Raw genomic sequence first — 12667 nt, 5'->3', positions numbered from 1 at the left:
CGAGGCCGCCTCACGCACGGCGGCCGGCAGTCCGTTCCCGCTCCGGGCGGTCGATCCAGCGGCCGTCCACCACCACGCCGTGGAGCCGCCGCGTGTTGCGGATGTCGCGCAGCGGGTCGGCGTCCGGTGCCGGCAACACCCCCTGCGGTGGACAGGTCAGCGGCCGCCGCGCGGGCGGGTCGGGGTGAACCGGTCGACGGGCGGCCTCGCCCACTTCAACCTCGCCCGAGGGCGCTGAGGAGAGCGGCGCTACCCTGCGGTCATGACCGCGCCACGGAACGAGCAGCTCAAAGCCATGCCGGACGACTGGCGGCGCGCCCTCGCCGTCGTCGCCCACCCCGACGACCTCGAGTACGGATGCGCGGCGGCCGTCGCCGGGTGGACCGACGGCGGCCGCGAGGTCGCTTATCTCCTCGCCACCCGAGGTGAGGCCGGGATCGACTCGCTGGAGCCTTCCGCGTGCGGACCGCTGCGGGAGCGGGAGCAGCGGGCGAGCGCCGCGGTGGTCGGCGTGTCCACGGTGGAGTTCCTGGACCACCGGGACGGGGTCGTCGAGTACGGGGTCCCGCTGCGCCGGGACATCGCGGCGGCGATCCGCCGTCACCGCCCGGAACTGGTCATCACCCTCAACCACCGCGACACCTGGGGCGGGGTCGCCTGGAACACCCCGGACCACGTGGCCGTGGGACGCGCCACCCTGGACGCGGCCGCGGACGCCGGCAACCGGTGGATCTTCCCCGAGCTCACCGAGCGCGGACTGGAGCCCTGGAACGGCGTTCGGTGGGTTGCCGTCGCCGGTTCCGCGCAGCCCACGCACGCCGTGGACGCGACAGCGGGGCTCGAACGCGCGGTGCGGTCACTCCTCCGACACCGCACCTACATCGAGGCGTTGACCGACGAGGACCCGGAGACCTACGCCCGGTCCTTCCTCACCGCCCAGACCGAGGCCGCGGGGGAGCGGTTCGGCGGGACACCGGCCGTGGCCTTCGAGCTGTTCGGCCGTTAGCCCGCCCTGCTCCGGTCGCTGAGCAGTGGGCTACGGCCACTCAGACGTTCACCCCGTCCACTCTGCCGGTCGTGCGCTGCGGTGCCACCGCCCGTCCGTCCGGCAGCAGTTCGCCGGTGTCGTCGAAGACGATGGTGCCGTTGCACAGCCGGTACCACCCCTGTTCGGGGTGGGCGGAGACGATGACCGCCGCGTCGTGGTCGGGGCGGTCGGCCGACGGGCACTCGGGCCGGTGCGTGCACATGACGTCTCTCCAGGGGTCGTACGAGATCTGCCTCTGTGGTAGCGGAGTTTGTTTTCGTACGAGTGAGAGGACCCCCACAGACCGGGAAACTCAACGGTGAGCTTTCCCGGCCCCGTGGTGCTCCGTTGCCGTGCTGTCCATGAGGCGACCGTACGTGCGCCGTGTCCCCACGGCCACTCACCGGCGACCGGGCGGGTGCCGGTCCCGGCACAGAACCCCCGATTAGGGTGACGTCATGCACGCACCCTCCACCGATCCTTCCGACCTGCGCGGCGACTGCGGCTCCTGCTTCGCCCTGTGCTGTGTCGCGCTGCCCTTCGCCCGCTCCGCCGACTTCGCGGTCGACAAGGACGCCGGAACGCCCTGCCACAACCTCCAGGGCGACTTCCGCTGCGGTGTCCACTCCGACCTGCGGCAGCGTGGCTTCACCGGCTGCACGGTCTACGACTGCTTCGGTGCCGGGCAGAAGGTCTCGCAGATCACCTTCGGCGGGCGGGACTGGCGCTCGGGCGACCGGGAGCACGCCCGGCGGATGTTCGCCGTGTTCCCCGTCGTGCGGCAACTCCAGGAGCTGCTCCGGTACCTGAGCGAGGCGCTCACCCTCCCCGCGGCCCGCCCGGTCCACGCCGATCTGCGCCGCATGCTGGAGGAGACCGAGCGGCTGACCCTCCGGACCCCCGAGGAACTCGGCGAATTGGATGTGGGCGCGCACCGGCAGGAGGTCAACGTGCTGCTGCTGCGCACCAGTGAGCTGGTCCGTGCAGGGACCGGCCGCCGCACGAAGGACCGGCGGGGCGCGGATCTCATCGGCGCGCGTCTGAGGGGAGCCGACCTGCGCGGTGCCAGTCTGCGGGGCGCCTGCCTGATAGCCGCCGACCTCACGGGCGCCGACCTGCGCCACGCGGATCTGATCGGCGCCGATATGCGGGACGCGGACCTCACGGACGCCGATCTGACCGACGCCTTCTTTCTGACCCAGCCGCAGATCAACGCGGCGCGGGGGAGCGCGGGCACCAGGCTCCCGGCGTCCGTCACGCGCCCCGCCCACTGGACGGCGCACCTCTGACGCTTCCGTGATGAACCCGGGGCCCGGTTGGCGCACACCCCGATCTCCGATAGGTTAGGCAAGGCTAACCTAAGGAGGTTCGGGATGGGTCACCGTCACGCCTGGACGGCCGCGCCGGTCGCAGCGGAGCGTGCCCGTTCGGTGCTCGCCGCAGCATGGTCCTGCTCCGTGACCGCGCGGGACGGACGGGAGGAGTTCACCGGCGCACACTCCGTCGCCGCCGACGGCCGGGTGCTGCTGTGCCCGCCCGCAGGCAGCGCACTGCCCACGGCCGCCCTGTGCGCTCCCCGGGGAGAGCCGTCCGTGGTCCTGGAGTTCGCCGATGTCGCGCCCGTTCCCGTACGGTCCCGGATCCGCGCCCGGCTGTGGCTCGCAGGCGAGGTCGAGCCCGAGGGGGACCAACTCGCCCTGCGGCCGACGCGCATCGCTCTGCGCCGGGCGAACGGAGTGGTCGTCGTCGACCTCGACGAGTACGCGAGTGCCGAGCCCGATCCGCTCGTCGCCGCCGAGGCCCGCCTGCTCACCCACCTCGCCGACGCCCACCCGGACGCCGTCCAGCGGCTGACCCGGCTCGTCGATCCGGGCAGCCTGCACGGCGCCGTACGTGTCCAGCCGCTCGCCGTCGACCGGCACGGGCTGACGCTGCGCATCGAGCGGGCCCGCGACCACGGCGACGTACGCCTGCCGTTCCCCGAGCCCGCGGACACGGTCCCGCAGCTCGCCGAACGCATGCACGCCCTGCTCGCGCAGGCCGCCCGCACCTGCCCGCGCGCACTGCTGCGGCAGCGCACGGACGGCGACCGGTGAGGCAAACGGCTCCACGGCAAGCCGCAGTTCACCGCTCACACCGTCGACGGGGAAGACGCGGCCTCGGGGCGCGCTCGCCGAGCGTGCACCCGGCAAGCACGCCGATCGGGTTGGGCACACCATCCGCCGCCCGGACCGGGACGGTCAGCAGTGGCAAGCGCACCGGTCCGGTTGTGCATCATCCGCCGCCCGGACAGGGGCAGTCACCAGTCGCCGTCCTGCACCGGCTTCCCCGGCGCGTCACCGAGAGGCTTCACCTGGTGCGGCGAGGGCTGTTGCCACGGCGTGTGGTCGTCGCCGAGCCAGTCGCCGACCGGCTTGATGCCGCCCAGGGTGTCCGTGGGCGCGAGATCCTCGCCGTCCTGGTCGTAGTAGTCGAACCACGGCAGCCCGGCCTCGGTGTACGCCGCGCGGTCCACCGGGGACGGCGGAGGCGCCTCGCCCGTGATGCGACGCCACTCCGGAGGCGTGACCAGATGTACGAACACGCGCCCGGCCGGCTCCTCGGCCCAGCTTCCGGCCGGCCGGTCGTCCCGGTAGACCTCCTGGCGCATCGAACCGCCGACGCCGAGGCCCATCGACGGGGCGCTGCGCAAAGGCCCGCCCGGAGCGGCGGCCATGGCCGGCGGGAACGCGGCACCCGGGGCCGGCGGTGCCCCCGGGGCGGGCAAGGCGCCACCGTAAGGACCTGCGGTCCCCCTGGCGCGCTCGATCTGCCGGGCCGACTCCCTCCTGCGCCGCTCCTCCTCCCGCCACGCGGCCAGGGGCCCCTCCCTGAGCGGGAACACCTGCAGCTGTATCCCGCCCCAGACCTCCTCACCGGTGACCTGGCCCTCGACTGTGGCTCCGAGCCCGAGCGGCACCGCCACGAACTGGCGCACCGTCCCCCGGCCGGAATTGATCCCGTCCAGCCACGGCTGACGCGGAAGCACCACGTAGTTCTGCGGATCCCGGCCGAGACGCGCGCTCCAGGGCCTGCCGGAGACCGCGCACACCTTGCCCGCGCCCACCTGCAGGGCGGCGGGCTCGGACGTCGTGAAATGCAGCCACATGGCCTCGCGCAGATACATCGGCAGCATCACGCCGCCGCGCGCCCGCCACTCGGCGGGCACCGTCTCCGCGTAGTCCTCCACCCGGCGTACGGGGAACTCGCCCAGTCCCGGCGGCAGCGGATGCGTACCCGTCTCCGGCAGCCGCAGCGTCCGCATGAAGCGGACCCGCACACCTCCCGGCAGCAGCACCCGGTTCCCGTCGATCCGCACCGCGCCCATGTGCCCCGCCCCTTTTCCCCGTCCGGTGGCCCGTCCTACCTGGAACGCCGGGGCGGCCCCGTGCGGTTCCGGCGCCGACGAAGATCACGCATCTGGGTGAACCGGGGCTCGCGCACCAGGTCCCACAGCCTGGCCAGACGCGGGTTGCGCTCGCGCTGCTCCCGCGTGCCGCGGTCCAGCTCCTCCAGCAGGCGCCGGGTGCGGTGCTCGATGTCCAGCTCGTCCAGGATGCGGTTGACCTCGGTCAGCACCGCGCCGTGGAACTGCCACTGACGGCTGTCGCGTTGCACCTCCTCCAGCAGCAGCTGGGCCAGCTTGTCGCGGGTCGCACCCGCCGTCACCAGCTCCTCGGTGAGCCGGGCCTCCGCGGACTCGGCGCTGCGGCTGACATCGGTGGTGACGAGCACCGCGAAGCTGACCACGGCGTCGCCGATCTCCGACAGCAGCCGGTCCAGCGTCGCCCCGATCTCCGACTCGAACAGCGGCTCGGGCTCCCGCTCCTTCGCCAGGTCGGCGAGGGTGCGGGAGATCACCCGCAGCACCACCGTCACGATCTCCAGCGTGTCGAGTCCGGTGCGCAGCACGATCCGGTGCAGCAGGCCCTCGCGGACTCGCGGGTTGAGCTTCAGGCTGTCCTCGGCCTGCCGCAGCGCGGCGTCCACCAGGACGATGTCATGGTCCAGTCGGCGCGCCTCGTGCAGCCGTGCGGCCGCCTGCGCGGCCGGCGTCTGCCCCGCGGCCTCCTCCCCGACGCGCAGCATCAGCTGGCGGATCCGGCGCGCGAGCCCCTCGATGGACTCTTCGGCGGCCCCCAGCCACACCGGGGGCGCGATGAACAGATTGGTGGCGAGGCCGACCGCCGCGCCGATGAGCGTCTCCACGACCCGGGCCCAGGCGGTGCTGCCGACCTGGGTCACCCCGAGGACCAGCATGCCGCTGATCGCGACTTCCTGCACGAACTCCCTGACCCGTACGAGATGCCCCACGGCCAGCGAGGCCAGGATGATCAGGGCGAGGCTCCACCAGGTCAGGCCCACCAGGATGCTGAAGGCGATCGCGATGACGACCCCGGCCACCACGGAGTTCACCCGGCGCACACCGGTGGTGAGCGTCGCGTACAGCGTCACCTGTACGACGAGGAGCGCGGTCAGGGGCGCGGTCAGGGGGGCCGGCTCAGGGCTCAGGCGCAGGGCGACGACATACGCGACGGTCGCGGCCGCCGTCGAACGCACTGCCTGGACGACCTCGGGCTCCTGTCGCCACCTGGCGATCCGGGCGGCGGCCTGCGCCCAGGCATCACGGACATCTCGCATCCCCAACGCCTTTCCCTTGGCACCCAGGCTCCGAACGTACACAACAGGCACCGCAGGCGTCGCCCGGGGGCTACCGCAGCGCGCGCTCAGGTGCCCAGTTTGTCCAGGAAGGCGGAGAGGTTGGCCATCATCCGGGCGATCTGCTCCTCCTCCGTGAGGCTCTCCTGGAAGCGGCCCCCGGCTTCGGGCACCTTCTTTCCGCGCACGTACAGGGAACACGCGAGGTCGGTACACATGTACACGCCGACCGAGTTGCCCTCGCGGCCGGCCGCGCCCGCCTTCCGGGCCGTCATCAGGGACACGCCGTTGCCCGGGTGGGTGGTCAGGCACAGCGAGCACATGCTGCGGTGCAGGAAGCCGCGCTGCGAGGACGGGAAGCGCAGCGCGACGCCGACGAGCCGGTCGGCGCGTTCGACGACCAGATAGCTGCGATCGGGTGCCCCCGGATCCCGCCAGCCCAGGAAGTCCAGGTCGTCCCAGGGGCGTTCGCCGAGGTCGCGGGGTATCGCCAGGCGTTTCGCCTCTCCCTTCGAGCAGTTGATAAAGGAGTTGCGGATGTCCTGCTCGGTGAGCGATCTCATGAGGAGTCCTTGCTCGGGTACGGAAGCCTGGCAGCCTAGGGGTCCTAGGTTTTTGCCTAAAGTAGTCGGTTCCATCGGGGGTGGCCAATGGATTTCAGGGGAGACGAGCGAGCCGGATCCGCTGCCGGTACGGCGGCCGAACGGGCGCTGCGGCACGTCACGGCTCTCTCCTCGGGTCCCCCGGTACCCCGGGACCTGCGGCTGACCCTCAACTTCCATCCCGACCGGCTCGTGCGCGGCGGCCGGCCGATCCTGCGGGCGCTGGCCGCGGACGGCGCATACCGCTCGCAGTTCGTCACCGGCACCAGCAACGGCGGGCTCACCGCCCACCCCGGCGGTGACCGCTGGCGCTGGGAGAGCCGGATCTTCGGCGGCGCCTACGACACCGGGCCCGCGCATCAGCGGCCGGTGTACGGCGCGCTGAACTTCCGCCGTCAGGTGGTCGGGGCGGCGCCCCGCTTCGGCTCCTCGCACTTCCGGCTCACCGCCGCCACGCTGGAGCGGGCCACGTTCTGCTACCCGGACAGCGCGGCCGAGCCGTGCCACTTCGGGGTGGCCGCGGCCATGCACCTCGTCGAGCTGGCCGAGGCCGACCGCCAGGACGCCCTCAACGACTACATCGAGGCCCATGTGCACGGTCCGGTCCTGCTGGAGCGGGACGTGGAGGCCCTGGTCCTGGACGCGAGCTACCGCGGCACCCCCGTCGAGGCCGCCGCCCGCCGGCTGCCGTGCGCCGTGGAGTGGCACCCCGGCTACCGGCTCTCCGTCGCGGAGCTGCGCCGGCACGCGGACTACCGCGGCGCTCAGTACGTCGAGTTGGGGGAGCGGATCGCTGAGGACGGCTGCCTCGATCCGAGGATCGTCGGTGACGCCGTGCGCACGGGCCGGTACGTGACGCAGGACCTGAAGATGGTGTGGCACTGCCTGGCGCGCTTCGGCGCGCCGGAGGGGGCCGGGACGGCCCGTCCGGCCGGGACGGACGGCGGTGCGGCGCGGCCCGCGGCTCAGCAGCCGGCCGCCTCCGGCGGCCACACCCCGGGCACGAGCGCGCCCAGCGCGTAGGCGCGCGCCACAAGCTCCGTACGGTTCGCCGCGCCCCACCGCTGCGACAGACGCCGCAGATGGTAGGTGACGCCGTCGACCGTTAGCCCGGTCTCGCGCGCCGCCCGGGCCGTGGTGGCGCCCCCGGCGGCAGCGCCAGGATGCGGGCCTCGGCGGGGCCGGCGGGAGCGGCGGCGGCCGCCCGGCCCGGTTCCGGGCACTCGCCCAGCACGCGTACCAGGACCAGCAGCGCGGGCATCGCCTCGACCGAGTCGCTGACCGGGTCGGCGGTCAGCTCGCCCTGGCGCCGCACTCCGTCGGCGGCATCCCAGGACACCGACACCGGACAGCGCGAACGGTGCCGTAACCGCAGTGCCTGCGCGATGCGCTCGATCTGGGTCGGCTCCTGCGGACGGAACCGGTCCAGTACGTTCCGCCCGCGCAGACCTCCCGGTGTCGCACCCCACTCGGTGGCCATCGCCGGATTGGCCAGCACGATCGCCCCATGCACGTCGCACACCGCGACCGGCATCGGGATCTGGTCGAAGAGCGTCAGCGCCCGGTTCCGCCACACCACCGCGGCCTGAGGTTCCGAGTCCATCACGCCCCCTCACCACGTTCCGCGATCAACGATAGACGCCCAGGTCAGAGGCGTGCCCCCGGGTAGGCGCGGGGCCGTTGTCAGACCCCGGCCCTAGGGTGAGCGCCATGGACACCACGAACGATCGCCAGGTGCGGCTCGAGCCCTGGGCCGAGGACGACTTCTGGCTGCTGCGCAGGACCAACAGTCCGGAGATGACGGAGCACTTGGGCGGCCCCGAGACCGAGGAGCGACTCGCCGTGCGGCACCGGCGCTACCTCGCCATCGAAGCGGGCCGGATGTACCGGGTCACGCTGGCGGACACTGGCGAGACGGTGGGGTCGATCGGCTTCTGGGAGCGGTCGTGGCGTGACGCAACGGTGTGGGAGACCGGGTGGGGCGTGCTGCCCGAGTTCCAGGGACTGGGCCTCGCCGCCCGGGCGGCCCGCGCGGTCGTCGAGGCGGCGCGAGCCACCGGGACCCACCGGTATCTGCACGCGTTCCCGAGAATGGACCACCCCGCCTCCAACGTGGTCTGCCGCAAGGCCGGCTTCGAGCTGCTCGGACAGGTCGACTTCGAGTACCCCAAGGGGCAGTGGGCCAGATCCAACGACTGGCGGATCGACCTCGCCCGCACCTGACAGCAGGCCGGGCCGCCACGGCCTGTCCTAGGCGCTCCCAGGCGGTTCCTCCGCCTGGGCCAGCACCTCCGCCTCGACATCGGCGCGCGTCCGGCCGTGGGACTTCGCGTAGTCGGTGAGCTCGGCCTGAAGGTCCCGATCGAGGTCGCGCCAGGCGCGCCACGCGGTCTCGTAAGTGTCGGTCTGCTGCTTGGTCCACGCCGTGGCGGCGGGCGGGCCGTACTTCTCGCGCAGTTCGGCGGTCCGCACCTGGGCCTCTTTCGCCGCGCGCTGCATCTCCACGATTTCTTCAAACGTCTTCGCCACGGCCTCGGATCCTAGGCGCGCGCGCAGGGGGCCGGGTCCCGCGACCCGCATGAGAGAACCGAGATCGACCGGTCGGCCCTAGGTGCTGTCCGGCAACGCCGTCTTGCACACCACGGCCGGCTTGGCAAGGCCCGGCCGGCCCTTTCCACTGCGGATTCATGTAGTCGCACGGCACGAACGTCCCGCGACCGGCGACCAAGCTGGTGGCAGGAGTTCCGTACCGCGCAAGGCGCTCGTCGAGCGGGCCGCCGCCGCGCTCGGCGTGGACCCGGACACGGTCCTGGACGTCCGCACGGCCCGGCCACGCCGTGACGGCCTGGCCGTGGACCGGCCGTTGACGGTACGTCAGCTCCTCACTCACCACGTGGAATTGCTGGAGCGTCCGAACGCCGACCAGCTGGCCGTGTTCGCCGCCGCCAACCCGTGCCCTCCCGAACGTGCCGCGCTGGCGGCCCTCACCGACGACCCGCGCACACTCGTCGAGGTCATCGAGGCGTACCCGGCCCTGCGTGGTGCCCTCGACTGGCCGACGCTGCTCGACCTGCTCACGCCGCTGCGCCCGCGGCACTACTGGGTGTCCTCCTCGCCCGCGGCCGACCCCGGCCACATCGACCTCATGGTCTCGCTCCTCGAGGCCCCGGCCCGTTCCGGGAACGGGACCTACCGGGGCGCCGGCTCCGGACACCTCGCCACGGTCGAGCCCGGCGACACCGTCCTGGCACGCATTCAGCCCTGCCGTGAGGCCTTCCGGGTCGACCACTCGGGCCCGGTCGTCATGGTCGGGGCCGGTACCGGACTCGCCCCGTTCCGCGGTGCGATCGCGGACCGGGTGCGGGCGCTGACCGAGGGCGCCCGGCTCGCCCCGGCCGTCTGCTACCTCGGATGCGACGCGCCGGACGCGGACTTCCTGCACGCCGAGGAGCTGCGGGCCGCCGAGGCCGCCGGTGCGGTCTCGCTGCGCCCCGCGTTCAGCGCGGCGCCCGTCGACGGGGTGTCCTTCGTCCAGCACCGCATCGCCGCCGAGGCCGACGAGGTGTGGCGGCTGCTCGATGCCGGGGCCCGCGTGTACGTGTGCGGGGACGGCTCCCGTATGGCTCCGGGCGTGCGCGACGCGTTCCGGCACTGCACGCCGAGCGGGTGCCGGACGGGGACTCCGGACGGTGGCTGGGCGAGCTGATCGCGTCGGGGCGCTATGTCGAGGACGTGTACGCGGCCGGATGACGGCACCGAAGGGCGGCCGCCGCGGGGCTGTCGTGGCCCCGCCCGGAGGGGTGCCCGTCGGTCACGGACACCCCTCAACCCTCCTCCACCTGCCGGTTCCCCTGGTCAACCCCGCACCGCCGGTTTCGCGGACCTTCCCCGCGGTACTCGGCGCCTCGCCCGGAAGGGCCCCGCTCCGCGCGGGGCCCGCCGTGCCGGCAATGAGAGGAATGGAGTGATCGCCGTGACCGAGCACCGGCATGAGGGTCCCGGCGAGACCGTGGAGCGCGTTCCGCGGGACATGCCGGACCAGCAGGCCCATGAGGGCGAGGACCGGTGGGACGCCCGCCCCGTGCAGGGCGGCGCCGATGCCCCGGACGTCCCCGACACGGACGAGGCGGGCACCGGCAGGCAGGGCGCCCCGCACACGGGAACGGCCGACCCCGAGGGCCCCGTACCGGACGAGTCCCCGGACTGACGGCCTCGTCCCCGACGTGTCGGCTGCGCCGCCCGGCTCTGGAGCGGAAGGGGCTCCACGCGCCGGCGGCGCGGTCAGGTGCGCGGGCGCCGAGCGGCCCGACTCCTCACTCTCAGGAGCCGGACGCGAACGCGTTGACGCCCGTCAGGTCCGCGGACAACTCCCACAGGCGCGCCGCCTGCTCCGGATCGATCGCCCAGTCCTTCACCCCGCTGCGGCCTCCGTCCGCCGGTGCGGGCTCGGCGATGTCGCAGTCCTCGCAGTACAGCCCGCCCATGCCGTCCAGGCGGGGCGAGGTCGCCGCCCACACCTGGGTGGCCGCACCCTGCTCGGGTGTCTTGAAGGCGTCCGGGTTCACCAGGGCGCCCGTTTCGTCGATCCAGCCGCGCTCGACCATCTCCTCCTTGGCGAGGTGCCGCTGCAGCGGGGTGAGGATCCCGCCGGGGTGCAGCGAGAAGGCGCGGACCCCGTACTGCCGGCCCAGCCGGTCCAGATGCACGGCGAACAGGACGTTCGCGGTCTTCGCCTGGCCGTACGCCTCCCACTTGTCGTACCCCTGCTTGAAGTGCGGATCGTCCCAGCGGATCCCGGACCTGTGGTGGCCGGTCGACGACACGGACACCACTCGGGCCCCGCCCGGTGCGATCGCCGGCCACAACCGGTTCACGAGCGCGTAGTGGCCGAGGTGGTTCGTGGCGAACTGCGCCTCCCAGCCGGGTCCCACCCGTGTCTCCGGGGTGGCCATGATCCCGGCGTTGTTGATCACGATGTCGATGGAGCGTTCCGACGCGAGGAACCGCTCGGCGAACCCGCGCACGCTCTGAAGGTCACCGAGGTCGAGCTCGTCCACCTCCACCCGGTCGAGCCCGGCCAGGGCCTCCTGGGCCACGTCTCGGCGCCGCGCCGGGACCACCACCCGGGCGCCCGCCTTGACGAGCGCCCGCGTCGTCTCCAGGCCGAGCCCGGAGTAGCCGCCCGTCACCACCGCGAGCTTGCCGCTGAGGTCGATTCCCCGAAGTACGTCGTCGGCGGTGCTCTCGGCGTCGAAACCCGACCCGATCCTGTGCTGTGCAGTGCTCATGGGAGGACGCTACGAATTGGAGTGCGCTCGAAGTCAAGCCGGTGCCGTCCAGGACACCGGCACGTACGGCGTGGGGCGTGCGGCCCAGGCGGCGGGCTCCAGGCCGTGCGGGAAACCGGGTGTGTGCGGGCAAGGAAAAGCCCCGACCGGACGGGGGAATGCCGGTCGGGGCAGTCTGTGGTGGGCGCGCACGGCGGTCGCCTCTCGGCGAAAGGCTCCGCAGGGCTTCAGCCGAACGATCGTCCCTGTGGGCGGAAGGTGAGGCCCGGGGACACTGTCCCGTGCGCTCCCACGACTGGTTCAACAGGAAACTACCGGTCGGTGTTCCGGAAAATCCAGCCGCCCGAGGTGATCTGTGTCACTGTGCGGCGCGTGAGGTACGCCGTCTACGTGTCCGGGGCCAGCGGACTGTCCGCCAGCATCGCCAGCAGATGCGCCGGATCCCGGTAGATCGCGCGCGCCCCGGCCTCCTGGAGATCCGCGCTCGGAATGCCCCCGGACAACAGGCCGACGCACGTCACTCCCGCCCGTGTCCCCGCCCGCATGTCCCACACCGTGTCGCCCACGAACACCGCCTGCTCGGGCGGCACCCCGGCCAGCTCCAAGGCGTGCTCCACGGGCTCCGGCGCGGGCTTGCCCGCCTCGACGTCGTCCGCGCTCGCCGTCGCCGCGATCGCGTCGTCCGCCCCGATCGCCCGCCTCAGCGCCGAGAGTTCGTGCCCGCTCGCCGAGGTGGCGAGCACGACGTTCCAGCCGTCGTGGTCGAGCCGGCGCAGCAGCCGTCCGGCGTCCTTGAGCGGCGGCAGGCGGTCGAAGTACGTGCCGTACAGGGTCGTGTGCGCGGCCACCAGCATGTCGACCTCGTCCCGGTCCCGCCCGCCCAGCAGATGGACGATCAGGTCCTCCGAGCCGAGTCCCACCGCCCGGTGGATGGCGTGCATCGGCACCCGGTGACCCGCCTGCCGGAACGCCTCCCACCATGTCGTGACATGCAGATGATTCGTGTCGACGAGGGTTCCGTCCACGTCGAACACGGCCGCCCGTCCCATGTG

14 protein-coding genes and 2 pseudogenes are annotated in these 12667 nt (G+C 72.9%); 7 read left to right on the top strand and 9 right to left on the bottom strand.

Annotation, left to right across the window (positions count from 1 at the left end; genetic code table 11):
• Window positions 1-10: 10 nt before the first annotated feature.
• On the bottom strand, window positions 11-139 hold the full coding sequence (locus tag N8I84_RS04665) for a hypothetical protein (RefSeq protein WP_263228322.1): 129 nt from the start codon (window positions 137-139) through the stop codon (window positions 11-13).
• Window positions 140-262: 123 nt separating this feature from the next.
• On the opposite strand from N8I84_RS04665, the gene N8I84_RS04660 reads away from it, so the two are divergent.
• Window positions 263-1006, top strand: coding sequence for a PIG-L deacetylase family protein (locus N8I84_RS04660; RefSeq protein ID WP_263228321.1), 744 nt, complete (start codon window positions 263-265; stop codon window positions 1004-1006).
• 40 nt (window positions 1007-1046) lie between these two features.
• Here the strand turns inward: N8I84_RS04660 and N8I84_RS04655 are convergent, their stop codons facing one another.
• Window positions 1047-1250: a DUF5999 family protein gene (locus N8I84_RS04655; protein ID WP_263228319.1), complete on the bottom strand. Its 204-nt coding sequence runs from the start codon at window positions 1248-1250 to the stop codon at window positions 1047-1049.
• Between the two features lie 235 nt (window positions 1251-1485).
• Between N8I84_RS04655 and N8I84_RS04650 the strand changes: the two genes are divergently transcribed.
• Both N8I84_RS04650 and N8I84_RS04645 read left to right on the top strand, forming a co-directional pair.
• Window positions 1486-2316, top strand: a complete 831-nt coding sequence (locus tag N8I84_RS04650; RefSeq protein WP_263228317.1) for a pentapeptide repeat-containing protein — start codon at window positions 1486-1488, stop codon at window positions 2314-2316.
• An 84-nt stretch (window positions 2317-2400) separates the two neighbouring features.
• Window positions 2401-3123 (top strand): DUF2470 domain-containing protein, encoded by a 723-nt coding sequence (locus N8I84_RS04645; protein WP_263228316.1) that lies wholly within the window; start codon window positions 2401-2403, stop codon window positions 3121-3123.
• A 203-nt stretch (window positions 3124-3326) separates the two neighbouring features.
• On the opposite strand, the gene N8I84_RS04640 is transcribed toward N8I84_RS04645, so the two are convergent.
• The 3 genes from N8I84_RS04640 to N8I84_RS04630 all read right to left on the bottom strand — a co-directional run bounded on the left by N8I84_RS04640 (window position 3327) and on the right by N8I84_RS04630 (window position 6288).
• A complete protein-coding gene (locus N8I84_RS04640; RefSeq protein WP_263228315.1) occupies window positions 3327-4394 on the bottom strand; it encodes a hypothetical protein in 1068 nt (355 codons plus the stop codon).
• 35 nt (window positions 4395-4429) lie between these two features.
• Window positions 4430-5707, bottom strand: a complete 1278-nt coding sequence (locus tag N8I84_RS04635) for an FUSC family protein (protein WP_263228314.1) — start codon at window positions 5705-5707, stop codon at window positions 4430-4432.
• Window positions 5708-5793: 86 nt separating this feature from the next.
• Window positions 5794-6288 carry an FBP domain-containing protein gene (locus tag N8I84_RS04630; protein ID WP_263228313.1) on the bottom strand — a complete coding sequence of 165 codons (495 nt, stop codon included), beginning with the start codon at window positions 6286-6288 and terminating at the stop codon, window positions 5794-5796.
• Between the two features lie 87 nt (window positions 6289-6375).
• On the opposite strand from N8I84_RS04630, the gene N8I84_RS04625 reads away from it, so the two are divergent.
• Window positions 6376-7350 (top strand): DUF3626 domain-containing protein, encoded by a 975-nt coding sequence (locus tag N8I84_RS04625; protein ID WP_263228312.1) that lies wholly within the window; start codon window positions 6376-6378, stop codon window positions 7348-7350.
• Here the strand turns inward: N8I84_RS04625 and N8I84_RS04620 are convergent.
• Window positions 7293-7930, bottom strand: a pseudogene (locus N8I84_RS04620) (PAS domain-containing protein). The gene N8I84_RS04625 and the pseudogene N8I84_RS04620 sit on opposite strands and share 58 nt — an antisense overlap.
• A 107-nt stretch (window positions 7931-8037) precedes the next feature.
• Here N8I84_RS04620 and N8I84_RS04615 point away from each other — a divergent pair.
• A complete protein-coding gene (locus N8I84_RS04615) occupies window positions 8038-8550 on the top strand; it encodes a GNAT family N-acetyltransferase (RefSeq protein WP_263228311.1) in 513 nt (170 codons plus the stop codon).
• A gap of 27 nt (window positions 8551-8577) precedes the next feature.
• Here the strand turns inward: N8I84_RS04615 and N8I84_RS04610 are convergent, their stop codons facing one another.
• Window positions 8578-8856 carry a hypothetical protein gene (locus tag N8I84_RS04610; RefSeq protein ID WP_263228310.1) on the bottom strand — a complete coding sequence of 93 codons (279 nt, stop codon included), beginning with the start codon at window positions 8854-8856 and terminating at the stop codon, window positions 8578-8580.
• A gap of 229 nt (window positions 8857-9085) precedes the next feature.
• Between N8I84_RS04610 and N8I84_RS04605 the strand changes: the two are divergent.
• Window positions 9086-10077, top strand: a pseudogene (locus N8I84_RS04605) (reductase); the annotation flags it as partial.
• A 223-nt stretch (window positions 10078-10300) separates the two neighbouring features.
• Window positions 10301-10534, top strand: a complete 234-nt coding sequence (locus tag N8I84_RS04600; protein ID WP_263228309.1) for a hypothetical protein — start codon at window positions 10301-10303, stop codon at window positions 10532-10534.
• 112 nt (window positions 10535-10646) lie between these two features.
• Here the strand turns inward: N8I84_RS04600 and N8I84_RS04595 are convergent, their stop codons facing one another.
• Entirely contained in the window at window positions 10647-11615 is a 969-nt protein-coding gene (locus N8I84_RS04595; protein WP_263228308.1) for an SDR family NAD(P)-dependent oxidoreductase, read from the bottom strand.
• A gap of 386 nt (window positions 11616-12001) precedes the next feature.
• Window positions 12002-12664: an HAD family hydrolase gene (locus N8I84_RS04590; RefSeq protein WP_263228307.1), complete on the bottom strand. Its 663-nt coding sequence runs from the start codon at window positions 12662-12664 to the stop codon at window positions 12002-12004.
• Window positions 12665-12667 lie beyond the last annotated feature (3 nt).

This window comes from Streptomyces cynarae (assembly GCF_025642135.1).
GTDB classification, from domain to species: Bacteria; Actinomycetota; Actinomycetes; order Streptomycetales; family Streptomycetaceae; genus Streptomyces; species Streptomyces cynarae.
The sequence above is the reverse complement of the archived record's forward strand: the minus strand, read 5'-3'. Positions and strand labels throughout refer to the sequence as shown.